Genomic DNA, 26235 nt, shown 5'->3' with positions numbered 1-26235 from the left:
CACCCTATACGGAGCTTCACCTTTTCGAGGGGAGACCGGATGACCGGGCAGGGCTGGGAGTTGGTGGGTGCGCCGAACGCGCGTGACCTGGGCGGGCTCGTCGGCGCGGACGGGCGGCGGGTCCGCGTCGGCCAGTTGATTCGCACTCCGGCGTTGGGTCGGCTGACCGATGAGGACCTGCCGGTGCTGGCGAAGCTGGGGCCGGCGTGTGTGCTGGATCTGCGCGACGCCACGGAGATCGCGGTCGCCCCGGAGGATCGGGTCGCCGGTGAGCCACGGGTGGTGCGCCTGCCGGTGCACGATCCGGAGCACCCGGTCTTCACGTACGTCTCGGCGGTGCTGCTCGGTCACGACCTGGACGCGTACGCGGAGCTGGCCCGGCAGGGCACGGCGGGGGCGATGGCGGCGATCTACCGCTGGTTCGTCACCGGCGAGTCGGCGCGGGTCGGTTTCGCCGAGGCGGTGCGGCTGGCAGCCCGACCGGAGAACCTGCCGCTGCTCTACCACTGCTCCGCCGGCAAGGACCGCACCGGTTGGCTGACCGTCATCCTGTTGACGGCGCTCGGGGTGGACGAGGCGGCGATCCGCGCCGACTACCTGCGCAACAACGAGCTGACCGACAGCCTGCGGGCGGTGATCGTCGAGGCGATGCGCCGTCGCAATCCCGAGCTGAACGTCGACGCGGTGCTGCCGGTGCTGGAGGTCCGCGCCGAGTACCTCGACGCCGGTTACGCCGAGGTGCGTCGGGTGCACGGCTCGTTCGACGCGTACCTGCGCGACGGGCTGGGGCTCACCGACTCCGACCTCAGCGCGTTGCGGGCGCTGCTGCTGGAGTGACCGGTGCGCCGGTGGGTGTGCCGGCGCGGGCGGCGCAGCCGGTGACGATCAGCGCCTGGCCGGCGGCGTAGCTCGCCATGACCAGCACCGGCGCTGCCGGTGGCTGGGCCACCCCGGCCACCCCGGCGGCGATCAGCAGATCCGAGCCGAGGAAGAGCGCGGCGCCGAGACCGACGCGCCAGCCCTGGGTGGTGGCGGTGCTGGCCATGGCGGCCAGCGCGAGCGCGTAGCCGGCCACCGGCACGGCCAGCCCGGCGTCGGTGAGCCCGGTCCACATCCAGGTCAGGGCGACGACGGTCAGCACCGCGTACCCCGGCGGGACGGCGACCAGCGGCGCCCGGCGCAGCGCGGTCGCAGCGCCGTGTCGGGTGAAGGCCGCGAGGTAGCAGAGGTGCGTGCCGAGGAAGCAGGCCATGCCGGCGAGGAACCAGCCGGTGCCGTCGATCATGAGGGCGACGTCGCCGCCGGTGGCGAAGGCCAGCGCGGCGAGCAGCAGCCGGTCCGGTCGGGCCGCGCGTTCGGCGCTGGCCCGCCAGAGGTACACGGCCAGCAGCGGCATCAGCAGCGGCTTGGTGAGTAGGAAGGCCACGCCGCCGCCGGTGGCGTTGGCCAGCAGGTTCGCTGCCGTCACGACGAAAAAGGCGATCAGCGCGGTGCGACTGCGGGGCATCGGCGGCTCCGGGGTGAGGGTGCGAGCAGCCTAGCCGCCGTCGGCGGCGCTGGCCCCGGCGTCGAGGCTGTCGGGTCAGAGTTGGTGGCGGGCGGCCCAGACCTGCGCCGAGATGTGCGCGATCAGCAGGCAGGCGTCGTCCTCCACCTCGTCGCCGCCGGCCAGGTCGGTGGTGGTGCAGACGGCGATCAGGTACGGCGGGGCGTCGTCGGGCAGCACCACGCCGGCGCCGTGGCGGACGCCGCGTACCCAGCCGTTCTTGTGCGCGATGCGGGTGCCGTCGGGCAGGCCGGCGGCGAGGTCCTCGCGGTGTTCCTGAGCGAGCAGGACGTCCAGCATGGTGGCGCAGGCGACCGGCGAGGCGAGGTGGCCGGGGGTGTTGGCCCCGGTGGCCAGCGCGCCGAGCAGGGCGGCCAGGTCGGCGGCGGTGACCGTGTTGGTGATGCCGGCCTCGCGGGCGGCGAAGTCCTCGATGCCGCGGCCGGTGACGCTGGTGCGGGCTCCGGCGAGCGCCCAGACCTCGGCGACCGCGGGCAGCCCGACGTGGCCGAGAACGAGGTTGGTGGCGAGGTTGCTGGAGCGCACGATCATCCGGTCGGCCAGCCAGCTCAGCGACGCGGTGCCGCCGAGGCGGTCCCAGACCGCGTCGTCGTTGTCGTAGGGCTGCGCGCAGGTGAAGCGGGGCGCGCCGGGTTGGGCGGAGTCGAATTCGTTGACGACCGGGACCGGGGCGTCCAGGTCCAGGGTGCCGGCCTCGGCGGCGCGGTGCAGCGCGGCGAGCACCGCCACCTTCATGGTGCTCGCGGCGTAGTGGGCGGCGTCCGCGTGGCGGGTCCAGGTCGGCGGGGCGTCGAGCCGCGCCACGTACGCGGAGACGGTGCCGGGCACCCGGTCCAGGTGGGCGTCGAGATCATCCCAGGTCATGCCGGTGACCGTAGCGGATCACGGTGGTGGGCTCGCGTACCCGTCGGGGGAAAGCGGACGGGCGCGCCGGCCGTAAGCGGCCGACGCGCCCGGTGCCGGGTGCTGGTGGGGTCAGCCGGCGTGCTTGCGGCGGGCGGCGGCCCGGCCCCGCAGCTGCTGGTCGAGCACCACCTTGCGGATGCGCACCGAGGTCGGGGTGACCTCGACGCACTCGTCCTCGCGGCAGAACTCCAGCGCCTGCTCCAGCGAGAGCTTGCGCGGCGGGATCAGCTTCTCGGTCTCGTCGGAGGTCGACGCCCGCATGTTGGTGAGCTTCTTCTCCTTGGTGATGTTGACGTCCATGTCGTCGGAGCGGGAGTTCTCCCCGACGATCATGCCCTCGTACACCTCGGTGGTCGGCTCGACGAAGAGCTGGCCGCGCTCCTGAAGGTTGATCATTGCGAAGGCGGTGACCGCGCCGGCCCGGTCGGCGACCAGCGAGCCGTTGTTGCGGGTACGTAGCTCGCCGAACCACGGCTCGTACGACTCGAAGACGTGGTGCAGGATGCCGGTGCCCCGGGTGTCGGTGAGGAACTCGGTGCGGAAGCCGATCAGGCCGCGTGCCGGCACCAGCCACTCCATCCGGATCCAGCCGGTGCCGTGGTTGACCAGCTGCTCCATCCGGCCCTTGCGGGTGGCGAGGAGCTGGGTGATCGCGCCCAGGTACTCCTCGGGCGCGTCGATGGTCAGCCGCTCGACCGGCTCGCAGGTCTTGCCGTCGATCTCCCGGGTGACCACCTGCGGCTTGCCGACGGTCAGCTCGTAGCTCTCCCGGCGCATCTGCTCGACCAGGATGGCCAGCGCCAGCTCGCCGCGGCCCTGCACCTCCCAGGCGTCCGGCCGCTCGGTGGGCAGGACCCGTAGCGACACGTTGCCGATCAGCTCCTTGTCGAGCCGGTCCTTGACCATCCGCGCGGTGACCTTGGAGCCCTTGACCCGGCCGACCAGCGGCGAGGTGTTGGTGCCGATGGTCATCGAGATGGCTGGCTCGTCGACGGTGATCAGCGGAAGCGCGACCGGGTTCTCGACGTCGGCCAGCGTCTCACCGATCATGATCTCCGGGATGCCGGCGACGGCGATGATGTCGCCCGGGCCGGCGGTCTCGGCCGGCTTGCGCTCCAGGCCCTCGGTCATCAGCATCTCGGAGATGCGGACCCGCTGCGTGCTGCCGTCGGTACGGCACCAGGCCACCGTCTGACCCTTGCTGATGGTGCCCTGGCGGACCCGGCACAGCGCCAGCCGGCCGAGGAACGGCGAGGCGTCGAGGTTGGTGACGTGCGCCTGCAACGGCGCGCCGTCCTCGAAGGCGGGTGCCGGGATGGTGTCCAGCAGGGTGCGGAACAGCGGCTCCAGGGAGGTGCTGTCGTCGGGCACCGAGCCGTCGGCGGGCTGGGTCAGCGAGGCGATGCCGTCGCGGGCGCAGGCGTAGACGATCGGGAAGTCGATCTGCTCCTCGTCGGCGTCCAGGTCGAGGAAGAGCTCGTAGGTGTCGTCCACGACCTCCTTGATCCGGGCGTCCGGGCGGTCCACCTTGTTGATCACCAGGATGATCGGCATCCGGGCCCGCAGCGCCTTGCGCAGCACGAAGCGGGTCTGCGGCAGCGGGCCCTCACTGGCGTCGACGAGCAGCACCACACCGTCGACCATGGTCAGGCCGCGTTCCACCTCGCCACCGAAGTCGGCGTGGCCGGGGGTGTCGATGATGTTGATGGTGACCGGGTCGGAGCCGTCCGCCGGCAGGTAACGCACGCCGGTGTTCTTGGCCAGGATGGTGATGCCCTTTTCCCGCTCCAGGTCCCCGGAGTCCATGACCCGCTCGGTGTTCTCGCCGCGTGCGCCGTACGCGCCGGCCTGCCGCAACATGGCGTCGACCAGGGTGGTCTTGCCGTGGTCGACGTGAGCGATGATGGCGACGTTGCGGAGGTCGGTGCGAAGCTGCATACCCTCTATCCTTCCGCCTGCGCTCGCGCAGGCTGCGTCGGGGTCACCCCCAGGTGCCCCTGATCTATGGTGAAACCGCTGTGCCGGTGGTTCCCCCGGCTGGCATGCTGGCTCCCGTGTCCCGGGGGCCTGAGTGCACGACCTGCTGACCTGGGTGCAGGGTCTGCCCACCCTGTGGATCTACCTGGTCGCCGCGCTGATCGTGGCGGGCGAGACCGCGGTGATCTTCGGCCTGCTCGTGCCGGGTGAGGCTACCCTGCTGCTGGTCGGCTTCCTCACCTACAACGGTACCTTGCGGCTCGGGCCGGCGTTGCTGGCGATGATCGTCGCGGCGGTCGTCGGCGATGGGCTGGCCTTTCGCGCCGGACGGCGGTACGGCCCTCGGCTGCGCGCCGGGTTGGGCCACCGGGTCGGGCCGCAGCGGTGGGCCCGCGCCGACGCCATGCTCGCCCGCCTCGGTGGGCGGGGGGTGTTCGCGGCCCGATGGGTGGCTTTCGCCCGCACCCTGGTGCCCCGGCTGGCCGGGGCGGCCGGCATGCCGTACCGGCGGTTCGCCCTGTGGAACCTGGGCGGGGTGGTGACCTGGGTGGGCGGCTCGGTGCTGCTCGGTCACCTCGCCGGTGAGTCGTACGACACGGTCTCCCGGCTGCTCGGCCGGGCCAGCGGGGTGGCGTTGCTGGTGCTGGCCGGGCTGGTGGGGGTGGTGCTCGTCGGCCGGTGGCTGGGGCGTAACCCCGACCCGGTGCGCGCGCTGCTGTCCCGGGCGGGCGCGCTGCCCCCGGTGCGGTGGCTCACCGCCCGCTACGGGGTGCTGTTCTTCCTGGTGGCCATGCGGATCGGCCCGGCCTGGACGCTGCTGCTCAACTTGGCCGCCGGGTTGCTGCTGCTGTTCGCCGCCGGGCTCGCCATCGCCGGTCTGCTCGCGGTGGCGGTCCGCAACAGTGGGCTGGCCGCCCTGGACGGCGCCATCGCCGGGTGGTTCGCCGCCCGGCGCACCCCGGACGCCGCCGACGCCACGCTGGTCGTGGTGTCGGTGGTACGCGGGTCGGTGTTGATCCTGTTGGTGGCACTGGTGGCGGCGGTGCTGGCGTGGCGCAACCGGCCTTGGCGGACGGATCTGCTCAGCGTGGTCGGCACGGTGGGCGCGTTCGTGCCGCTGGTGGTGCTGGCCGTGGTGGCCGAGCTGACCGGCCCGAACGGGACCGCCCCGGGCGGCGGGGAGGCGGCCCCGCTCTCGACCCAGAACGCCGTGGTCGCGGCGAGCTTCTGCACCCTGGCCTGGCTGGTGTCGCGCAGCGCCCGCTGGCCGGTGGCCGTGGCCGCCTGGACCGCCGCCGCGGCGGGGTTGCTCGGCGTCGGCGGAGCCCGGCTCTACCTCGGACTGGACACGGCGAGCGGGACCGCCGCGGCGGTGCTGCTCGGGGTGCTCTGGACGGTGGTGTTCATGGTCGCCTGGGCGACCCGGGACCGGGCGGTGGGCAATGGTCAGCCCTCGCTGGACCAGGCCCCCCAGCGGCCGGAGCAGGGGCACCGCCGACCGGTCGAACCTTGTTAGGGTGCGGCGACAATCACACGGGGGAGGCAACGGCCATGGTGCGACGGACCGATCGGCTGGGCGCCACGGTGCTCGCCGGGCTCCTACTGGCGAGCGCGCTGGTCGGCTGCGCCGCCAAGGGGGAGAGCCCGCCGGGCCTGGCCGCTCCGGTCGCCGTCACCGACGGGCCGACGGATGCGCCGTCCGACGAGGTCGGCGGGGAGCCGAGCCCGGCGGTGAGCGCCGTGGAGTCGATGGGCGCCGCGCCGAGTCGTAGCGCGACCCCGACCCCGAAACCGACGAAGAAGCCGACGCGTACGGCACCGAAGCCGCGTGCGGTGGCGAAGCCGCCCACCGAGACCGAGGTTCCGCCGGCGCCACCGAAGCCGGCACCGAGTTCCTGCAAGCCGACCTACAAGGGCACCCAGGCGACCCGGGCCCAGGCGAAGGCGGCGCTGACCGATGCGGCCAACCGCACCTACTGGCCGGTCTCGGCGCCGGACATCAAGATCCCGCTCACCCTGCTCAAGGCCACCGCCTGGCAGGAGAGTGGCTGGCAGTCCAACATCTACGCCTGCGACGGTGGGGTCGGGCTGATGCAGGTGATGCCGGACACGGCGAGCTGGATGAACCAGCGGTTCGAGAAAAGCTACAAGATCGACGACTACCAGGACAACGCCTACCTCGGTGCCACCTACCTGGCCTGGGCGACGAAGTACATCGGCGACATGTACTTCGAGTCCGACTTCCGTCTCGACCCGGCACTGTGCACCAGCGAGCTGAACTCCTGTCTGCTCAACGCGGTCATCGCCGCGTACAACTTCGGGCACGGTGCGGTGGCGCGGGAGGGGGAGCCGCTGGCCATCCCCAACCCGTCGTACGTGCGCAACGTGCGGGCGCTGATGACCGATTGTGTCTGCCTGGGGTACTGACCCGCTGACCGTGTCGGGGCCGGGACGGGTTCGTCACGGCCCCGACGCGTCGGTCAGTCGTGGGCGGCGACCGGTTCGGGCGACCGCGGGGTGGCCGCTGCCGGGTCGCGCGTGATCCGGCCGGGCCACCAGAAGCGGCCGCCGAGCAGGAAGGCCAGCGCCGGCACCAGGACCGTGCGGACCAGCAGGGTGTCGAGCAGGACACCGATGCAGACGATGATGCCGATCTGGGTCAGGGTGATCAGCGGCAGCACGCCGAGCACGGCGAAGACCGCGGCGAGCAGCACTCCGGCGCTGGTGATCACACCGCCGGTGACCCGCAGGGCGGAGAGCATCCCGGCGCGGGTGCCGGCGCTGCGGGCGTCCTCCCGGGCCCGGGTGACCAGGAAGATGTTGTAGTCCACGCCGAGCGCCACCAGGAACACGAAGGCGAGCAGCAGCACACCGCTGTCCAGGGCGGGGAAGCCCAGCACGTGGTCGAAGAGCAGCCAGGCCGCGCCGAGGCTGGCGAAGAACGACGCGATCACGGTGAGCACCAGCAGCAGCGGTGCGAGCAGGCCGCGCAGCAGGAGCACGAGCACGCCGCCGACCAGCAGCAGGATGATCGGCAGGATGAGTCGCAGGTCACGCTCGTTGGCTTCGTCGGAGTCGTAGGTGGCGGCCACGGAGCCACCGACGATCGCCCCGGACGGGGCGTCGGCGCCGGCGGCGGCCGGCGGCGCGGAGTCGGGAACGGCGGCGACCGCCTCGCGCAGCGCCTCGATCGCCCGGTCCGATGCGGTGGTGCCGGGTTCGGCGTCGAGGACCACGTCGACCTGGGCGACGGCCGCGCTGACGTCGCCGGGGCGCGCCGAGGCGACACCGGGTACCGCGGCGGCGGCGTCGGTGACCGCCCGCACCGCCGCCGGGGTGGTGATCACGGCGACGGGCTGGGTGCTGCCGGCGGGGAAGGCCCTCGCCAGGGTCTGCGCCCCGGTCACCGCCTCGGGTTCGGCCCGGAACTGTTCGGTCTCCGACAGGCCGGTACGGATGCCGAGCCCACCCAGGGCCAGGCCGCCGAGCAGCAGGGTGGCCAGCGTGGCGACCACCACCGGGCGGCGTTGCACGGCGGCGCCGAGTCGACCCCAGAGCCGACCCTCGCGGACCGGGCCGCCCACCCGGGGCACGAACGGCCAGAACAGACCGCGACCGAAGAGCACCAGCACGGCGGGGAGCACGAACAGGGCCGAGAGCATGGCGAAGACCACACCGGTGGCGCAGGCCACCGCCAGCGCCCGGTTGGTCTCCTGCTCACTGAGCAGCAGGGTGAGGACACCGAGCACGACGGTGCCACCGCTGGCGAGAATGGGCTCGGCGGTGCGGCGCAGCGCGGCCCGCATCGCCGCGAACCGGTCCTCCTCGCGGCGCAACTCCTCCCGGTAGCGGGCGATGAGCAGCAGCGCGTAGTCGGTGGCCGCGCCGAAGACCAGCACGCTGGCGATGCCGGTGACCTGACCCTGCTGGAGGTTGATGCCGACGCCCGGCACGATGACGTCCACCGCGCGCAGGGTGAGCTGCTCGGTCGCGGCGACCACGAGCAGCGGCACGATCCACAAAAACGGGCTGCGGTAGGTGATGAGCAGGAGCAGCGCGACCACGGCGGCGGTCACCGCGAGCAGGGTGACGTCGGCGCCGTCGAACACCGAGGAGAGGTCGGCGGTGAAGGCCGGAGCGCCGGTCACCTCGGCGGTCAGCCCGTCGGGCAGCTCGGCGAGGGTGGCGCGCAGCTCGCTCACCGTGTCGGTGACGATCTCCTGCCCGCCGGCGGTGTCCAGTGGCACGGCGACGAGGGCCACCGCGCCGTCCGGGGAGACCTGGGCGGGGCTGACCTGCCCGCCCACCGCGAAGCGGCGCAGGTCGTCGGCGCGAGCGGCGACGGTGGCCCGGTCGGCCTCGCTCAGCGCGCCGCTGTCACCCCGGCTGATCACCACGATGGCCGGCTGTACGTCGCTTTCGGGCAGTTGGTCCTGGAGACGCTGCACCTGGGTCGACTGCCACTGCACGGACAGGCCGGTGGCGGAGACCGGCGCCGGGTTGTCCGGCTGGGGCGTTCCGAAGACGGCCGTGCCCACGACGATCGCGGCGGCCACGGTGAGCCAGGCGGCCAGCCGGCCACGGGCGACTCTGGTGAACACAGACATCAGGTGACCTCAAGGTCTTTCGGAATCCGAGTATCTTGATAACCGAGATTATCGAGGGCTGTTCTATGCTGCAACCCGGGGGACCGACGACGGGGAGAGCGGCGCGAGGTGGCGACTCACGGCATGTACCGACGGCGCGACACGCGCCGCGAGCAGCTGGTCGCCGAGATCACCAACAACCTCCGGCGGTACGCGGTGGACGCCCAACAGGTCGGCCACGCCTTCGCCAACCTGCACGGCCTCAACCCGACCGACCTGCAGGCCCTGATCGCGGTGATGGACGCCGAGCTGCTCGGCGACCCGATCACCCCCGGTCGCCTCGGTGAGCAGCTCAACCTCTCCTCCGGCTCGGTCACCGCCCTGATCGACCGGCTGGAGCGGGCCGGGCACATCCGCCGGGACCGGGACACCGTCGACCGGCGCAAGGTGCTGCTGCACTACGCCGACCAGGGCGCCGCCCTGGCCATGGAGTTCTTCCGGCCGCTGGGCGCCCGTACCGACACGGTGATGGCCCGCTTCGGCGAGGACGAGCTGGAGGTGGTGCACCGGTTCATGGCGGAGATGAGCGAGTCGCTGCGGGGGCACCGGGACGCGGTGCGCGCCGCCCGGCCGGAGCCGCCCCGCCGCCCGACGGGCTGACCGGTGCCGGACCGGCTCGTCACCCGCCTCGCCAGCGCCGCGCTGCGCCTGCCACCGACCCGCCCCGGCCCGGTGCGGGTCACCCGTGACCTCCCGGTGCGGGCCCGCGACGGGGTGGTGCTGCGCACCGATCACTACGCCCCGGCCGTCCGCGGCGCGCCGACCGTGCTGATCCGCACCCCCTACGGGCGGGGTGGACCACTGCGGCTGCTCGGTCGGCTGCTCGCCGCCCGGGGCCGACACGCGGTGATCCAGTCCTGCCGGGGCACCGGCGGTTCCGGTGGGACGTTCGCCCCGCTGGTGCACGAACGCGACGACGGCGCGGACACCCTGGACTGGCTGCGTCGCCAACCCTGGTGGTCCGGGCAACTCGGCATGTTCGGGGTCAGCTACCAGGGCTTCGCACAGTGGGCGCTGGCCGCCGATGCCGGCGACGAGTTGCGCGCGATGGTCGCGGTGGTGACCGCCTCGGCCACCCGGGACTCGACGTACGCGGGGGAGTCGTTCGCCCTGGACACCGTGCTGACCTGGGCGGAGCTGCTGCACGCGCAGACCGTGCCGTGGCTGGCTCGACAGTGGGAGCTCAAGCGCGGGCAGCCCCGGCTGGCCGCCGCGCTGGAGCATCTCCCGCTGGCCGACGCCGACCGGGTGGCCACCGGCGTGACCATCCCGTTTTTCCAGGAGTGGCTGCGCCACCACACCCCGCAGGCCGAGTACTGGCGGACCCGGGTCTTCGCCGACCAGGTCGCGAAGGTGCGGGCGCCGGTGGTCATGGTCACCGGTTGGCACGACATCTTCCTGCCCGCCCAGCTCGACGACCACGCCGTGCTGCGCGCCGCCGGCACACCGCCGCGTCTGGTGATCGGCCCGTGGACGCACGGCAGCCCCGGGCTGTTCGTGGCCGCCCTGCGCGAGGGGTTGGCCTGGCTCGACGAGCACCTGCCGGCCGCGCCTCGACCGCCCGGACCGGCGCGGTCGGCCCTGCCGCCCGTCCGGCTCTACGTCAGCGGGCCCGGCGGCGGCTGGCGGGACCTGCCGCACTGGCCACCACCTGCGGTCGAGACGGCCTGGCACCTGCAACCCGGTGGCGGGCTGGCGGCACGTCCACCGGTCGCCTCGGCGCCGGACGAGTTCCGCTACGAACCGGTGGATCCCACCCCGTCGCTGGGCGGGCCACTGCTCGTCGCCCAGCGGGCCGGCCGGGTGGACAACCGGCGCGTCGAGGCTCGCCCCGACGTGCTGACCTACACCAGCGCCCCGCTGACCGGGCCGGTCGAGGTGATCGGTCCGGTCCGCGCCGAGATCCACGTCCGCAGCGACCTGCCGTACCTGGACGTCTTCGTGCGTCTGTGCGACGTGGACCGTCGGGGTCGCTCGTGGAACGTCTGCGACGGTCTGGTGCGGGTCACCCCCGAGCGCTTCGCGGCCGATCCGTCCGGGGTGCTGCGGATCCCGGTGCCGCTCTGGCCGACCGCGTACCGGTTCGCCGCCGGGCATCGACTGCGGGTGCAGGTCTCCGGTGGCGCCCATCCACGGTGGGCTCGCAACCCCGGCACCGGGGAACCCCTCGGCGCGGCGGTGACGCTGCGTGCCGGCTGGCGGCAGATTCTGCACGACCCGGCCTACCCCTCGGCGTTGCTGGTGCCGATCGTCCACTCTGCCCCGTAGCGCCCTCCAATCTGAACGAACCCTCCTGAGCTGGGCGTTTGTTCAAAACGCGGGCTATGGTTGAGTCAACGCCCGGCGCCGTGCACCAGTAGGCCGGGCTCGTCCGAAGCCCAGCACCGCGTACGCGGTGTGACGTCGTGCCCGGTCCCCACCTCTCGGAAAGGGGGACCCCATGACCCGGGCCCCGGCTAATCTTCTGGCCGTCCGAAGCCTGCTCCTCACTCACCTCGACAACGCCCCCGGGCCAGACGACCTGGACCCGGGTGAGGTCGGCATCGTCGGCGACTCGGCCCACCGGGGCGGCTACCACTGCGGATCGGACCGGGTGGTCACCAACGACTACTCGGTGGTCGAGTCGCCCCGCGACCGGGCCGGGCTGACCCTCGACGCGGCGGCGCTGGATGTCGGCCAGTTCGATGTCCGCTCCGGCGGTCGTACGAACACCCTGCCCAGCTTCTCGGTCTGGTGCGTCGCGCAGTGCGTGGCGAACGCGGCCGACACCCGGGACATCCGGGAGATCATCTACAGCCCCGACGGCACCACGGTGAGACGGTGGGATCGCCTCGGCAAGCGCACCAGCGGCGACAGCTCACACCGTTGGCACACCCACTTCAGCTTCTTCCGCGACGCGATCAAGGCGGGCCGCGATCAGCGGCCCCTGTTCCGCCGGTACCTCAGCTCCATCGGACTCCTGGAGGACGACGACATGACCCCCGAAGAGCACAACTGGCTGGCCACCGTCCACAAGAACCTCACCGTGCTGGACGGCCGCAACCCGATCGGGCAGATCTACACCCGGATGGCGATGGGTGAGGATGCCACCGTCCCGAACTTCACCGTGGCGCACCCGACGCTGACATCGCTCGCCGCCCAGGTCAGCGCGTTGCAGACGGCGCTGACCGCGCTGTCCAACCGGGACTTCACCGACGAGCCGGCGATCGTGCAGGGCGTGCTGGCCTCGCTGACGCCGGAGAAGATCGCCGCGGCGATCCCGCCCACCATGGCCAAGCAGGTCGCCGACGAGCTGGCCCGCCGGCTGGTCGCCTGAGCGAGGGGCGGCCCGTACGTAGCCGCCGGGCCGCCCCTCTTGGCGCATCAGCAACAACTCTTGAGCAACAGACATTGCGCAAGAGTTGTTGCTGATGCGATCCTGTCGTCATGGACAGTCCCGACGTACGCCAGATCACCGACTCCCGGGTGCTGGCCGCCATGTCCCACCCGCTGCGCCGCCGACTGATGGATGTGCTCAAGGTCCACGGGCCTTCCACCGTCGGGCTGCTCGCCGAGCGCACCGACCAGGCCCCCGCGAACGTCAGCCACCACCTCAAGGTCCTCGCCGCCGCGGACCTGGTCACCGAGGCGCCCGAGCTGGCCCGGGACCGGCGCGAGCGGTGGTGGCGCCTGGTCACCCGGGGGCTGCGCTGGTCCAACGCCGACTTCGACGCCGACCCGGCCTCCCGGGCGGTCGCCGACGCCGCCACCTCGCTCAACCTGGACCGACACGTCGCCCTGGCCCGGGCCTGGCACGCCGCCGACGAGGCCACCCAGGCCACCTGGCAGGACGCGCCGTTCTCCACCGACCACTGGCTGCGCCTCACGCCCGAGGAGCTGGCCGAGTTGAGCCGCGAGATGATCGGCGTCCTCGCCCGCTGGGCCAACCGGGACCTGCCCGACGACGACGCCGACCGCAGGACGGTCTTCGTGTTCGTCCACGGCGTACCGGCCCGACCGTGACCACCGCCACCCGCAGCGACCCGAGCGACGTCCGGCCGACCGGAGGGCTGCTGCGCCATCGCGACTTCCGGCTGCTCTGGGCTGGCCAGGCGGTCAGCAGCGTCGGCAGCAACGTCACCACGGTCGCGCTGCCCCTGGTCGCGGTCGCCGTCCTCGACGCCGGCACCTTCCAGGTGGCGGTGCTCACCGCCGCGGCCTGGCTGCCCTGGTTGCTGATCGGCCTGCCGGCCGGCGCGTGGGTCGATCGGCTGCCCCGCCGACCGGTGATGGTGGTCTGCGACCTGCTCTGCGCGGCGGCCTTCCTCAGCGTGCCGCTGGCCGCCCTGCTGGACCGGCTCACCGTCGCGCAGCTGCTGGTGGTCGCCCTCAGCGCGGGCGCCGCGCGGGTCTTCTTCGAAACCGCCGACCAGGTCTACCTGCCGGTGCTGCTGCGACCCGGGCAACTGCCGGAGGGCAACGCCAAGCTCCAGGCGACCCAGACCGTGAGCTACGTCGTCGGCCCCGGCCTCGCCGGCCTGATCGCCCAACTCACCGGCGCTGTCGCCGCACTGCTGCTGGACGCGCTCACGTTCCTGCTCTCCGCGGTGTTCCTGCTGCGCATCCGCACCCGCGAGCCACGCGTACGCCCGTCGGAGCGGTCCCGATCACTACGCCGGGACATCACCGAGGGGCTGCGCTTCGTCATCCGGGACCCGTACCTGCGGGTGCTCACCGTCTTCGGCGCGGCCAGCAACATCGGGCTGACCGGTTACCAGGCCGTCCTGGTGGTCTTCCTGGTCCGCGAACTGCGTCTCGAACCGGGCCTGGTGGGTGTGCTCGTCGGGGTGATGAGCGCCGGCGGGATCATCGGAGCGCTGCTCGCCACCACGTTGGCCCGGCGCTGCGGCACCGCGCGGGCCCTGCTGATCGCGGCCGCGCTCACCGGCCCGCCCGCGCTGCTCATCCCCCTCGCCGCACCCGGCGTCGGGCTGGCCTGGCCGGCCCTCGGCGGTCTGCTGATCGGCCTCGGGGTGGCCATCGGCAACGTGGTCAAGGGCGCATTCCGGCAGACCTACACGCCGCATCACCTGCTGGGCCGGGTGACGGTGAGCATGCACCTGCTCAACTACGGCACGATCCCGCTGGCAGCCGTGCTGGCCGGTGCGATCGGCGCGCGTTACGGCGTCGGGACGGCAATCGTCGTGATGACCGCCTGGTTGGCGCTCACCCCGTTGATTCTGTTGGTTGGGCCAATCCGGAGGCGGCGGGACCTGCCCGCCGCCCCGGTGGCGTCTTGAGTGCGCTGCGACGGCGGCCGGAGACCGGCCGCCGTCACCGGCACGGAGCTACATCGGGCGGACGTTGTCCGCCTGCGGACCCTTCTGCCCCTGGGTCACCTCGAACTCGACCTTCTGGCCCTCGTTGAGCTCCCGGTAGCCGCTCGAGGCGATGGCGGAGTAGTGGACGAACACGTCCGGCCCTCCACCGTCCTGCTCGATGAAGCCGAAGCCCTTTTCCGAGTTGAACCACTTAACCGTGCCGGTTGCCATGCATCTCTCCCTGTTCAAAGCGGCTGACCCTCGGCCTCTGGCCGATGATCGCCCGTACCTGTTCGACAGTAACGGGCAAAACCCCAATCCGCTGGCCGAAGTGCCGTAGGTCTTTGACTGAACTCGGGTGAACTCTGCGCGGCGGCATGCGAAACCCGCCCCGACCAACCGCCACTGGGGCATGCTTGCGCCGATGAGAGGTGCCGCAGCCGACGCGCTGACCGAGCTGGAACGCGAGATCGACGCGCCCGGCGCCGGTCTGGACCGGCTCCGGTTGATGCCCACCCCGTTCGTTCCCGAGGTGCGGCTGCACCTGGCCGAGGACGCGATTGTCTGGTGGGCCCGGATGGAGGCCGCCGCCGGGCACGCGCTGCCAGCGCCGTACTGGGCGTCCGCCTGGGCCGGTGGGCAGGCCCTGGCCCGTCACCTCCTGGACCACCCGGAGCTGGCCGCCGGCCGCCGGGTGCTCGACCTCGCCGCCGGGTCCGGGCTGGTCGCCATCGCCGCCGCGCTCGCCGGCGCCGCAGAGGTGATCGCCAACGACATCGACCCGTACGCCGTCGCTGCCGTCACCCTCAACGCACGGGCCAACCACGTCGCTGTCGACGCCACCGGGGACGACCTGCTCGACAGCGCCGAGGCGAAGGTCGACCTGGTGGTCGCCGGGGACGTCTTCTACGACCGCGCGATGGCCGACCGGATGCTGCCCTTCCTGCAGCGGGCCGCCGCCGGCGGCGCCGACGTGCTGGTCGGCGACCCCGGCCGCGGACACCTACCGACGGACCGGCTGACCGTGCTGGCCGACTACCCGGTGCCCACCACCGAACCGTCGGTCGACTCGTCACTACGCCACGTGCAGGTGCTGCGCCCCCTCTGAGCCGGGGCCCGGACTCAGGGGCGACCCCGAGGCGGATACCAGGGGTCACTGGGGGCTACGACCCGATGTCCGAAGTGGTGCCGCGGCCATAGCGTCGACGCATGACGCAATGGCTGGCCCAGATCGGAGAACTACCGGTTCTGCTCCTGATGGCTGCGATCGGGCTCGTCATGCTCTTCGACGCCGTACCCCTGCTGGGTGTCCTCATCCCCGGCGACGTCGCGATCCTCGCCGCCGTCGGCGTCGGCCGCCCCAGCACCGGGCTGGCCACCTTCACCGCGGTGCTGATCGGCTGCCTGGCCGGCTGGTCGCTGAGCTTCCTGATCGGCCGGCGCTACTCCGACCGACTTCGCCACAGCCGGATCGGCGGCTGGATCGGCGAGACCCGCTGGACCGCGGCGGAAGGAATCCTGCGCCGCGGCGGCGGCCGGATGATGGTCGTCGCGCCGTTCCTGCCGGTGTTCAACGCGCTGCTGCCACTGGCCGCCGGTGGGCTGCGGATGTCGTACCGGCGATTCCTCGGCTGCGCGACGATCGGCGCGGCCGCCTGGGCCGGTCTCTACCTCGCCCTGGGCACCGCGTCACGGTCGGTGGCCGGGCTGCTGCCGGGCAACCCCAGCCCGCTGCTGGTCACGATGGGGGTCGGGCTGGTGCTGGCCTCCGTCGTGTTGCTGGGGGCGCGGCGGCGGTTGTTCTCCGTCGTTGGCTGAGTCGTCGTCGTTCTGGGGGGCGCGGGGGCGCTTGGAGTCGGGTGCGGTGGGTGGGGGCGGGGGCCCGCCGTGCCCGGCTCCGGGCGGTCAGGCTTGATCCCTGGGCCGGGCACGGCGGGCCCCCGCCCCCGTCGTGGTTCCGGTTTGTGCGGGGGTGCCGCCGCCGTCGGCGGGGTTTTGATCTTGGTGGTTCTTGGTCGACGTCGGGTCTTCCGGGTGGTGGGGTTACCAGCCTCTTGCTTTCCACTGGGGGAGGGCGGGGCGTTCTGCGCCCAGGGTGCTGTCCTTGCCGTGGCCCGGGTAGAACCAGGTGTCGTCCGGTAGCTGGTCGAACAGCTTGTGCTCGACGTCGCCGATCAGCGCCGCGAAGCGCTCCGGGTCCTTGTCGGTGTTACCCACCCCACCCGGGAAGAGGCTGTCCCCGGTGAAGAGGTGCGGGGTGCCGGCCGGGTCGCGGTAGAGCAGCGCGATCGAACCCGGCGTGTGCCCCTTGATGTGGATGACCTCCAGCGCGCAGTCGCCAACCGCCACGGTGTCGCCGTCGGCCAGCCGCTCCGCCTCGATCGGCAGCCCTGTCGCGTCATCGGCGTGCACCAGCGCCCGCGCGCCGGTCTTGGCGACGACCTCCTCCAGCGCCACCCAGTGATCCATGTGCTGGTGGGTCGTCACCACGGCGGTGAGCCCACCGTCACCGATCAGTTCGAGCAGCCGGGGTGCCTCGTTGGCGGCATCGATCAGCACCTGATCACCGGTGCCCGTGCAGCGCAGCAGGTAGGCGTTGTTGTCCATCGGGCCCACCGAGAGCTTGCTGATGGTCAGCCCGTCCAGCTCCCGAACCGCCGGTGGGCCGCCGTGCGTGACGTCTCCGCTGTATGTCATGACGTTTCTATATCCATTCCGGTGGAGTAGGCAGGGGACCGTCGGGGGTGACGGAGAGCGGGGCGCCGTCGGCACGGCCGATCAGCCAGGCGGCGAGGTCGGGAGCGGGACCGGCGACGATCGGGGCGCCGACGCGCTCCCCGATCACCACCTCATGCTCGCTGCCGTCGAGGCGGAGCACGATCGACGGCGGTGTCGGCCCCATGGCGTGATGACTGGCGGCCTCCCGCAGCAGTCGGTGGGCGAACGTCTCGGACCAGTCCGCGGCCCGGTAGTCGGCGGCCAGATCGAGGTGGTGCACCTCGATCTCCCGCAGCCGGCCCCAGACGAGCAGCGCCGCCGGCCACGGGCCCTTACGTGCCTGCACCGTCGCCGCCCACGCGTCGGCCGGCATCGCTGCGACCGCCTCGGAGAACAGGTCCGCGGTGCGTCGCAGGTCGTCGAGGTGCGCGGCCGGTGGCCGGCCCGAACCGGCTTCGATGTCCGTCGTGCGGGCCTCCAGCGAGGCGTACATCGGCAGCGCCGCCCCGGTGCGGGCCGCGGTGAGCAGGTTGACGAAGCCGTCGGCGTTGCGCGCCAGATGCGCCAGCACGTGGCCGCGCGTCCAGCCCGGCAGCAGCGACGCGGCGGCCAGGTCCGCGGCGTCGAAAGACGCGGCGGTACGCAGTAGTCGGCTGGTGGCCGCGTCCACCTCGCCCATCAACAGCAGCGGATCCGTGGTCACCCGTCGACCCTAGCGGTCCGCCGTCGCGCCGTCGCCGCGGAAATCGCTTTCGGCGCGTCGGCGCGCGACCTACCGTCAGCGGCAGACGCGGCACCGGGACATCGGACGGAGGTGGTGATCATGCCGGACGTGGCACGCGTGTTCCGCCATCACCAGCTTCGACACCGATGAGGATGCCATGACGATCGATCTGACCGCCCTCGGCTGGGACGCCGAGCGGACGGCGTACGCCGCGCGCCGCGGCGAGCACCAGCCGGGTCGGGTGGCCCGGGTGGACCGGGGGGTCTGCACCGTGCTCACCGAGGTCGGCCCGGTCCGGGCCAGCCTGGGTGGGGCGGTGCTGACCGCCGCCGCGCGGGACCCGTCCGCGCTGCCCTGCGCCGGGGACTGGGTGTTGCTCACCCACTGGCCGGACCGCCGCGTCACCGTGGAGGCGGTGCTGCCACGGCGCGCCGCGCTGATCCGGCGTACCGCCGGCAAGGACGCCAGCGGTCAGGTGCTGGCCGCCAACCTCGACGCCGCCGCCGTGGTGGAGCCGGTGCACCCCGAGCCGGACGTGGGCCGGATCGAGCGGCTGCTCTCCCTGGCCCATGAGTCCGGCGCCCGGCCCCTGGTCGTACTGACCAAGGCGGACCTCGCGGCCGACCCGGCCGCGTTGGCCCGCCAACTGGCCGCGGTCGCCCCGGGGGTGCCGGTGCTGCCGGTCAGCGCCGAACTCGGCCTCGGGCTGGACCCGCTGCGCGCCGAGGTGACGCCCGGCCGCACGCTCGGTCTGCTCGGCCCGTCCGGCGCCGGCAAGTCGAGCCTGGTCAACGCCCTCGTCGGGGCGGTGATGATGCCCACCCAGGCGATCCGGCGGGTCGACGGCAAGGGTCGGCACACCACCACCTGGCGGGCCCTCGTACCCATCCCCGGCGGCGGTGCGGTGATCGACACGCCCGGTGTGCGGGCGGTCGGCCTGCTCGACGGCGCGGCCGGGCTCGACCGGGCGTTCGCCGACATCGCCGGGCTGGCCGAGGGCTGCCGGTACGCCGACTGCGGCCACGACGGCGAGCCCGCGTGCGCGGTCCGGGAGGCGCTGCACACCGGCGAACTCTCCACCCGTCGGTGGGAGAGCTGGCGGCGGTTGCAGGGCGAGGTGGCCCACGAGAGCCGACGACGGGAGGCCCGGGTGGCGGCGGAGCGGCGCGGCGGGTGGCGTTCGGCCCGACGCCGGGCCGCACGTCCGCCGACGCCCGGAGGCTACTGACCGGGCGCCCGGTCTTTCGGGTGGCGCGCGCGGTTTTGGGTGGCCCGGGTTCTCGGGTGGCCCGGGTTTGGGACGGCGCGCGTTTTGGGACGGCGCGTGCGCGCTGCTTCCGGACGGGGGTGTTGGTCCTGCCGGTGGTCGGGCGCGCGGGCCTTGCGGGCGGGGCGGCCGACCGGGCTGAGCTGGGGGAATGTGCGGGCGGGGGAAACTGTCATACCTCGGGGCTAGAGTTGCCGAGGCGTGTTTTCCGCGCCCGCACGACCGCTCAGACCGCCCAGAGCGGGACACATCCTTCGCTTCGTCTTCTCCCGGGAGTACACGCACCGTGGCCGACCGACTGATCATCCGTGGCGCGCGCGAGCACAACCTGCGTGACGTCAGTCTCGACCTGCCCCGGGACGCACTCATCGTGTTCACCGGGCTGTCCGGGTCGGGCAAGTCGAGCCTGGCCTTCGACACGATCTTCGCCGAGGGGCAGCGCCGCTACGTCGAGTCGCTCTCCTCGTACGCCCGGCAGTTCCTCGGCCAGATGGACAAGCCGGACGTCGACTTCATCGAGGGCCTGAGCCCGGCCGTCTCGATCGACCAGAAGTCCACCTCGCGTAACCCGCGCTCGACCGTCGGCACCATCACCGAGGTCTACGACTACCTGCGCCTGCTCTACGCCCGCATCGGTGAGCCGCACTGCCCGGTCTGCGGCGAGCGCATCTCCCGGCAGAGCCCGCAGCAGATCGTCGACCGGGTCCTGGCCATGGCCGAGGGCACCAAGTTCATGGTGCTCGCCCCGGTGATCCGTGGCCGCAAGGGCGAATATGTCGACCTCTTCGCCGAGTTGCAGGCCAAGGGCTACGCCCGGGCCCGCGTCGACGGCGTGGTGCACCCGCTGACCGAGCCGCCGAAGCTCAAGAAGCAGGAGAAGCACACCATCGAGGTGGTGATCGACCGGCTCACCGTCAAGCCGAGCGCCAAGCAGCGACTCACCGACTCGGTCGAGGCCGCCCTGGGCCTCTCCAGTGGCCTGGTCCTGCTCGATTTCGTCGACCTTCCCGAGGACGACCCGGACCGCGAGCGCCGCTACTCCGAGCACCTGGCCTGCCCCAACGACCACCCGCTCGCCATCGAGGATCTCGAGCCCCGGGTCTTCTCCTTCAACGCGCCCTACGGCGCCTGCCCGGAGTGCACCGGCCTGGGCACCAAGAAGGAGGTCGACCCGGAGCTGCTGGTCCCCGACCCGGAGCGCAGCCTGCGCGACGGCGCCATCCAGCCCTGGTCCACCGGGCACAACCTGGAATACTTCCTGCGCCTGCTGGAGGCGCTCGGTGAGGCCCAGCACTTCGACATCGACACCCCGTGGCGGGCGTTGCCGGCGCGGGCGCAGAAGACGATCCTGCACGGCTCCGACGATCAGGTGCACGTGCGCTACCGCAACAAGTACGGCCGTGAGCGCTCCTACTACACCGGCTTCGAGGGCGTGGTGCAGTGGATCGAGCGCCGGCACTCCGACACCGAGTCCGAGTGGTCCCGCGACAAGTACGAGGGCTACATGCGTGACGTGCCGTGCGCGGCGTGCGGCGGTGCCCGACTCAAGCCCGAGGTGCTCGCGGTCACGTTGGCCGGCAAGAGCATCGCCGAGGTCTGCAACCTGTCGGTGGGGGAGTGCGCCGACCTGCTCGCCGGCATCGAGCTGACCGACCGGCAGAAGATGATCGCCGAGCGGGTGCTCAAGGAGATCAACGCCCGGCTGCGGTTCCTGCTCGACGTCGGCCTGGACTACCTCTCCCTGGACCGTCCGGCCGGCACGCTCTCCGGCGGTGAGGCACAGCGCATCCGGCTGGCCACCCAGATCGGCTCAGGTCTGGTGGGCGTGCTCTACGTGCTCGACGAGCCGTCGATCGGGCTGCACCAGCGCGACAACCACCGGCTGATCGAGACCCTGATCCGGTTGCGCGGGCTGGGCAACACGCTGATCGTGGTGGAGCACGACGAGGACACCATCCGCACCGCCGACTGGATCGTCGACATCGGGCCCGGCGCGGGTGAGCACGGCGGCAAGATCGTGCACAGCGGCTCGGTGCCGGCGCTGCTCAAGAACAAGGAGTCGATCACCGGGGCGTACCTGTCCGGTCGGCGGTCGATCCCGACGCCGTCGGGCCGCCGCCCGCAGGATCCGGCCCGGGAGCTGGTGGTGCACGGGGCGCGGGAGCACAACCTGCGCAACCTGACCGTCTCGTTCCCCCTGGGCCAGCTGATCGCGGTCACCGGGGTCAGCGGCTCGGGCAAGTCGACGCTGGTCAACGACATCCTGTACGCGGTGCTGGCCAACCAGATCAACGGCGCCCGGCTGGTGCCCGGCCGGCACACCCGGGTCTCCGGTCTGGAGCACGTGGACAAGGTCGTCGGCGTGGACCAGTCGCCGATCGGCCGGACGCCGCGCTCCAACCCGGCCACCTACACCGGAGTCTGGGACCACGTCCGCAAGCTCTTCGCCGAGACGACCGAGGCGAAGGTACGCGGGTACGGCCCGGGACGGTTCTCCTTCAACGTCAAGGGCGGGCGCTGCGAGGCATGCTCGGGTGACGGCACCATCAAGATCGAGATGAACTTCCTCCCCGACGTGTACGTCCCGTGCGAGGTCTGCAAGGGCGCCCGGTACAACCGGGAGACCCTGGAGGTGCACTACAAGGGCAAGACCGTCTCGGACGTGCTGGAGATGCCGATCGAGGAGGCCGCCGAGTTCTTCTCCGCCATCCCGGCCATCCACCGGCACCTCAAGACGCTCGTCGACGTCGGCCTGGGCTACGTCCGCCTCGGTCAGCCCGCGCCGACCCTCTCCGGTGGTGAGGCGCAGCGGGTCAAGCTCGCCTCCGAGCTGCAGAAGCGCTCCACCGGGCGGACGGTCTACGTGCTCGACGAGCCGACCACCGGTCTGCACTTCGAGGACATCCGCAAGCTGCTGATGGTGCTGGAAGGGCTGGTCGACAAGGGCAACACAGTGATCACCATCGAGCACAACCTCGACGTGATCAAGACCGCGGACTGGCTGATCGACATGGGCCCGGAGGGTGGCCACCGCGGCGGCACCGTGCTCGCCACCGGCACCCCCGAGGAGGTCGCCGAGGTGGCGGAGAGCCACACCGGTGAGTTCCTGCGCCAGGTGCTCAAGCTCGACGGCGAGGCCAAGGGTGCGGCTGCCGCCACCACCCGGGCCGCCAAGGCCAACGGCGCGACCAAGGCGCGGGCCAGCCGTAAGGTGCCGGCCGCCGCACGCTGATCTCTCGGTGCGTGGTCGTCGGGCGGGGCGGGTCGGATGACGCCCCGCCCCGCCCCATTTGCCGGGTCGGACGAATGCCGCGATGAACCATCCGGCACAGTTGCCCGTGTGGAGAAGTGTGGCCGGCTATTGACCGGCGCAGCGGGCTAGAGAGAGGCGAGGCATGAGTGACGATCAGGCGCTGACCGGTCCGGGTACGCAGACACGCCGTACCCTGCTCACCGGCGTCGGGGCGGTCGGCGCGGCCGTCGTCCTGGCTGCCTGCGGCAGCGACGACGGCGGCAGCGGCAGTGACGCACCCACCAGCGGTGGCCCCGCCGTGCCCAGCACCGGTGACGCCGGCGGCGGCGACCGGCAGAACGCCCAGTCGTTGGCCACCACCGCCGACATCCCGGTCGGGGGCGGCAAGGTCCTCGCCGCCGAAGGTGTGGTCATCACCCAGCCAACGGCGGGCCAGTTCAAGGGCTTCAGCCCGATCTGTACGCACCAGAACTGCCCGGTGACGAACGTCGACGGCGGCACCATCAACTGCACCTGCCACAACAGCAAGTTCTCGATCGAGGACGGCTCGGTGAAGGCCGGCCCGGCCACCAAGCCGCTGCCGCCCAAGAACATCAAGGTCACCGGCGACCAGATCTCGCTGGCCTGATCCGACCCGCGGCGCCGGGCTGGCCCAGCCGGCGCACTGGCCCGGGTTCGGCGGGCTGGCCCAGCCGCCGCACCCTGACCGGCCGGTCAGGGTGCGGCGCGCCGCGATTGACTCGCGTTCCGGGAAGTCGGGGTGTCCGTGGTGTGCCGACACCCCGACTTCCGGGACGCGAGTGGATCACGCGCCTGCGGTGGGCTGTCGGTGCTGCGGACTAGGCTTGTTGGCGTGGCTGACCCCTCGACCTATCGCCCCGCACCCGGCACCATCCCGGAGCTACCGGGGGTCTACCGCTTCCGCGACGGCACCGGCCGGGTGATCTACGTCGGCAAGGCGCGAAACCTGCGCAGCCGGCTCAACTCCTACTTCGGCGATGTCTGGAACCTGCACGAGCGCACCCGGCAGATGGTCACCACCGCCGAGTCGGTGGACTGGATCACCGTCGGCACCGAGGTCGAGGCGCTCCAGCAGGAGTTCACCTGGATCAAGCAGTACGACCCGCGGTTCAACGTCCGCTACCGCGACGACAAGTCGTACCCCTATCTCGCCGTCACGCTCGACGAGGAGTACCCACGGCTGCAGGTGATGCGCGGCGCCAAGCGCAAGGGCGTGCGTTACTTCGGTCCCTACTCGCACGCCTGGGCCATCCGGGAGACCCTCGACCTGCTGCTGCGGGTGTTCCCCGCACGGACGTGCTCCGCGGGGGTGTTCAAGCGGGCCGGCCAGGTCGGTCGTCCCTGCCTGCTGGGCTACATCGGCAAGTGCTCGGCGCCGTGCGTCGGCACCGTCTCCGCCGACGAACACCGGGCCATCGTCGACGGGTTCTGCGACTTCATGGCCGGGCGCACCGACACCATGGTCCGCAAGATCGAACGCGAGATGACCGAGGCAAGCGAGCAACTTGAGTTCGAGCGGGCCGCCCGGCTGCGCGACGATGTGGCCGCGCTGCGCCGGGCCATGGAGAAGCAGACCGTGGTGCTCGGCGACGGCACCGACGCGGACGTCGTCGCGTTCGCCGACGACCCGCTCGAGGCGGCCGTGCAGGTCTTCCACGTCCGCGACGGCCGGGTCCGCGGCCAGCGCGGCTGGGTGGTGGAGAAGACCGAGGAGCTGACCACCGGCGACCTGGTCCACCACTTCTGCACCCAGGTGTACGGCGGCGAGCACGGCGAGGCCGACGTGCCTCGGGAACTGCTGGTCCCCGAACTGCCCGCGGACGCGGACGCGCTGGCCGAATGGCTCTCCAACCACCGGGGCAGCCGAGTGTCGCTACGGGTGCCGCAGCGTGGCGACAAGCGCTCACTGATGGAGACGGTGGAGCGCAACGCCAAGGACGCGCTGGCCCGGCACAAGCTGAAGCGCTCCGGCGACCTGACCACCCGGGGCAAGGCACTGGACGAGATCAGCGAGGCGCTGGGCATGAGCACCTCGCCGCTGCGCATCGAGTGTTTCGACATCTCCCAGATCCAGGGCACCGACGTGGTCGCCAGCATGGTGGTCTTCGAGGACGGGTTGCCCCGCAAGAGCGAGTACCGGCGGTTCATCGTCCGAGGCGCCACCGACGACCTCTCCGCGATGTCCGAGGTGCTCCGGCGCCGCTTCGCCCGCTACCTGGACGCCCGGGCCGAGACGGGCGAGGTGGGCGTCGAGTCGGCCGACGACCCGGCCGCCCCTCAGGACGCCGCCGAGCCGCAGGTGGGTGTCCTGATCGATCCGACCACCGGCCGGCCCCGGAAATTCGCGTACCCGCCGCAGCTGGTGGTCGTCGACGGCGGCGCCCCACAGGTCGCGGCCGCCGCGCAGGCCCTCGCCGACCTGGGCATCGACGACGTTGCCCTGTGCGGGTTGGCCAAGCGGCTGGAGGAGGTGTGGCTCCCGGACGACGAGTTCCCGGTCATCCTCCCGCGTACCTCGGAGGGGCTCTACCTGCTGCAACGGGTGCGTGACGAGGCGCACCGGTTCGCCATCACCTTCCATCGGCAGCGCCGCTCCAAGCGGATGACCGAGTCGGCGCTGGACCACGTACCCGGCCTGGGTGAGGTGCGGCGCAAGGCGCTGCTGCGACACTTCGGCTCGCTCAAGCGACTCTCGGCGGCGACTGTCGAAGAGATCACCGAGGTGCCGGGGGTGGGTCGGCGCACCGCTGAGGCGATCCTGGCCGCCCTGGACAAGGACACGAAGGCCGGCGACGGCGCGCAGGCGAAGCCCAGCACCTGAGCGCGGTCTCCGCTCGCCCTTGATGGGTGATCGCGCCATGCATGATCGTGCTGGATCCTGGATGTAGTGGCCTCATGGCGCGGCGAGGGACCTCTTTCCTGGATCCAGCACGATCTTGGGCGGGTGTAGTGCCTGGCCAGGTGTCATTTCGGCCCTTGGGTCGGGTGGGTCGGGCCGGGTCGGGCCGGGTCGGGTCGGGCCGTTGGCGGCGGCCGGGGCCGGGGCCGGGGCGGGTGCGGGCGCAGGGGGCGTGAACGGTGCAGGCGGGCATGATCCACTCGCCTTCCTTGAATTCGCGGTGTCCCCAGCGCCGCGACACCGCGGTTTCAGTGAACCCGAGTCGATCACGCGGTCTGTTCCGCGCTGCCGGTTCGCGCAGTGCACCTTGCCCGGGGCGGGGCGGGGCGGGGCGGGGCGGGTGCACTGACGGCGCAGGCCGGCATGATCCACTCGGGTTTCATGATGCCGGGGTATCCCCGGCCGCCGGACACCGCGACTTTCAGGGACGCGAGTGGATCATCCTGCTGTGGCCGCCCTGTCGGGTTCGGCAGGTTGGCGGGGATGGGTGGATTGTCGGGTTTGTCGGGTGGTCGGGCCACCCCGGCGGCGGAATCGTGGGTCGGGCCGGGGCGCTGACGGCGCAGGCCGGCATGATCCACTCGGGTTTAATGATGTCGGGGTATCCCCGGCGCCCAGACGCCGCGTTTTCAAGGAACCCGAGTGGATCAAGCCGTCGTGGCCGCGGTGTCCGCTTTGCCAAGGAGATGGGTGGCCGGTTTAGCCGGGGGTGTCGGGTGGTCGGGGCCACCCCGGCGGGGGAATCGGCGGCCGGGTCGGGTCGTTATACCTGGCAGACCACCGCGACTCCCCCCGGTCGTGGGATGCGGCAGCCGCCGGGAACATCTGGCAGGCCGCCCCGGTTACACCCCCGCACGGCCGAGCAGCACAACAGGCCGAGCCCGCACGGCCGAGCACGAGCACCACAACAGGCCGACGCGCAGGCGGAATGATCCGCCACCGGCACCCGTTGCACCC

General features: G+C 72.1%; 21 protein-coding genes. 14 read left to right on the top strand and 7 right to left on the bottom strand.

Annotated features, from left to right (window positions below; all coding sequences use genetic code 11):
• The first annotated feature begins 39 nt into the window (after nt 1-39).
• Entirely contained in the window at nt 40-837 is a 798-nt protein-coding gene (locus AC5L30_RS14190) for a tyrosine-protein phosphatase (protein WP_494867707.1), read from the top strand.
• Here AC5L30_RS14190 and AC5L30_RS14185 read toward each other — a convergent pair.
• From AC5L30_RS14185 to typA, 3 genes are all read right to left on the bottom strand, one after another.
• A complete protein-coding gene (locus AC5L30_RS14185; protein WP_494867706.1) occupies nt 806-1507 on the bottom strand; it encodes a lysoplasmalogenase in 702 nt (233 codons plus the stop codon). The two genes, AC5L30_RS14190 and AC5L30_RS14185, sit on opposite strands and share 32 nt — an antisense overlap.
• Nucleotides 1508-1582: 75 nt before the next feature.
• A complete protein-coding gene (locus tag AC5L30_RS14180; protein WP_494867704.1) occupies nt 1583-2431 on the bottom strand; it encodes a serine hydrolase in 849 nt (282 codons plus the stop codon).
• A gap of 111 nt (nt 2432-2542) precedes the next feature.
• On the bottom strand, nt 2543-4411 hold the full coding sequence (gene typA / locus AC5L30_RS14175) for a translational GTPase TypA (RefSeq protein ID WP_494867702.1): 1869 nt from the start codon (nt 4409-4411) through the stop codon (nt 2543-2545).
• 133 nt (nt 4412-4544) lie between these two features.
• On the opposite strand from typA, the gene AC5L30_RS14170 reads away from it, so the two are divergent.
• On the top strand, nt 4545-5966 hold the full coding sequence (locus AC5L30_RS14170) for a DedA family protein (RefSeq protein ID WP_494867701.1): 1422 nt from the start codon (nt 4545-4547) through the stop codon (nt 5964-5966).
• A 35-nt stretch (nt 5967-6001) separates the two neighbouring features.
• Nucleotides 6002-6877, top strand: a complete 876-nt coding sequence (locus tag AC5L30_RS14165) for a transglycosylase SLT domain-containing protein (protein WP_494867699.1) — start codon at nt 6002-6004, stop codon at nt 6875-6877.
• Between the two features lie 53 nt (nt 6878-6930).
• Here the strand turns inward: AC5L30_RS14165 and AC5L30_RS14160 are convergent, their stop codons facing one another.
• On the bottom strand, nt 6931-9057 hold the full coding sequence (locus AC5L30_RS14160) for an MMPL family transporter (protein WP_494867698.1): 2127 nt from the start codon (nt 9055-9057) through the stop codon (nt 6931-6933).
• 123 nt (nt 9058-9180) lie between these two features.
• On the opposite strand from AC5L30_RS14160, the gene AC5L30_RS14155 reads away from it, so the two are divergent.
• From AC5L30_RS14155 to AC5L30_RS14135, 5 genes are all read left to right on the top strand, one after another.
• Nucleotides 9181-9696 (top strand): MarR family winged helix-turn-helix transcriptional regulator, encoded by a 516-nt coding sequence (locus AC5L30_RS14155; protein ID WP_494867697.1) that lies wholly within the window; start codon nt 9181-9183, stop codon nt 9694-9696.
• A gap of 3 nt (nt 9697-9699) precedes the next feature.
• A complete protein-coding gene (locus AC5L30_RS14150; protein WP_494867696.1) occupies nt 9700-11364 on the top strand; it encodes a CocE/NonD family hydrolase in 1665 nt (554 codons plus the stop codon).
• Nucleotides 11365-11536: 172 nt separating this feature from the next.
• Complete coding sequence (locus AC5L30_RS14145; RefSeq protein ID WP_494867695.1) at nt 11537-12412, top strand: hypothetical protein; 876 nt, start codon at nt 11537-11539, stop codon at nt 12410-12412.
• A 110-nt stretch (nt 12413-12522) separates the two neighbouring features.
• Nucleotides 12523-13098, top strand: a complete 576-nt coding sequence (locus tag AC5L30_RS14140) for an ArsR/SmtB family transcription factor (protein ID WP_494867694.1) — start codon at nt 12523-12525, stop codon at nt 13096-13098.
• Nucleotides 13095-14375, top strand: a complete 1281-nt coding sequence (locus AC5L30_RS14135; protein ID WP_494867692.1) for an MFS transporter — start codon at nt 13095-13097, stop codon at nt 14373-14375. Before AC5L30_RS14140 ends, AC5L30_RS14135 begins: the two co-directional genes overlap by 4 nt.
• A gap of 48 nt (nt 14376-14423) precedes the next feature.
• On the opposite strand, the gene AC5L30_RS14130 is transcribed toward AC5L30_RS14135, so the two are convergent.
• Nucleotides 14424-14627, bottom strand: a complete 204-nt coding sequence (locus tag AC5L30_RS14130) for a cold-shock protein (protein WP_007462771.1) — start codon at nt 14625-14627, stop codon at nt 14424-14426.
• 193 nt (nt 14628-14820) lie between these two features.
• Between AC5L30_RS14130 and AC5L30_RS14125 the strand changes: the two genes are divergently transcribed.
• Nucleotides 14821-15504, top strand: a complete 684-nt coding sequence (locus AC5L30_RS14125) for a class I SAM-dependent methyltransferase (RefSeq protein ID WP_494867689.1) — start codon at nt 14821-14823, stop codon at nt 15502-15504.
• A 101-nt stretch (nt 15505-15605) separates the two neighbouring features.
• Nucleotides 15606-16214 (top strand): DedA family protein, encoded by a 609-nt coding sequence (locus AC5L30_RS14120; protein WP_494867688.1) that lies wholly within the window; start codon nt 15606-15608, stop codon nt 16212-16214.
• Between the two features lie 225 nt (nt 16215-16439).
• On the opposite strand, the gene AC5L30_RS14115 is transcribed toward AC5L30_RS14120, so the two are convergent.
• Together AC5L30_RS14115 and AC5L30_RS14110 are read right to left on the bottom strand one after the other, a co-directional pair.
• Nucleotides 16440-17093, bottom strand: a complete 654-nt coding sequence (locus AC5L30_RS14115) for an MBL fold metallo-hydrolase (RefSeq protein ID WP_494867687.1) — start codon at nt 17091-17093, stop codon at nt 16440-16442.
• A 7-nt stretch (nt 17094-17100) separates the two neighbouring features.
• The gene (locus tag AC5L30_RS14110; protein WP_494867686.1) at nt 17101-17817 is read right to left on the bottom strand and encodes a maleylpyruvate isomerase family mycothiol-dependent enzyme; all 717 of its coding nucleotides are present in this window, start codon (nt 17815-17817) and stop codon (nt 17101-17103) included.
• 178 nt (nt 17818-17995) lie between these two features.
• Here AC5L30_RS14110 and rsgA point away from each other — a divergent pair, with 178 nt between their 5' ends.
• From rsgA to uvrC, 4 genes are all read left to right on the top strand, one after another.
• Nucleotides 17996-19066 (top strand): ribosome small subunit-dependent GTPase A, encoded by a 1071-nt coding sequence (gene rsgA, locus AC5L30_RS14105; protein ID WP_494867685.1) that lies wholly within the window; start codon nt 17996-17998, stop codon nt 19064-19066.
• A gap of 325 nt (nt 19067-19391) precedes the next feature.
• Complete coding sequence (gene uvrA, locus AC5L30_RS14100; RefSeq protein ID WP_494867684.1) at nt 19392-22337, top strand: excinuclease ABC subunit UvrA; 2946 nt, start codon at nt 19392-19394, stop codon at nt 22335-22337.
• A 163-nt stretch (nt 22338-22500) separates the two neighbouring features.
• Nucleotides 22501-22986, top strand: a complete 486-nt coding sequence (locus tag AC5L30_RS14095) for a Rieske (2Fe-2S) protein (protein WP_433262512.1) — start codon at nt 22501-22503, stop codon at nt 22984-22986.
• 225 nt (nt 22987-23211) lie between these two features.
• Nucleotides 23212-25200, top strand: coding sequence for an excinuclease ABC subunit UvrC (gene uvrC, locus AC5L30_RS14090; RefSeq protein WP_494867683.1), 1989 nt, complete (start codon nt 23212-23214; stop codon nt 25198-25200).
• The last annotated feature ends 1035 nt before the right edge of the window (nt 25201-26235 follow it).

Source organism: Micromonospora sp. BQ32 (assembly GCF_059358895.1).
The sequence above is the reverse complement of the archived record's forward strand: the minus strand, read 5'-3'. Positions and strand labels throughout refer to the sequence as shown.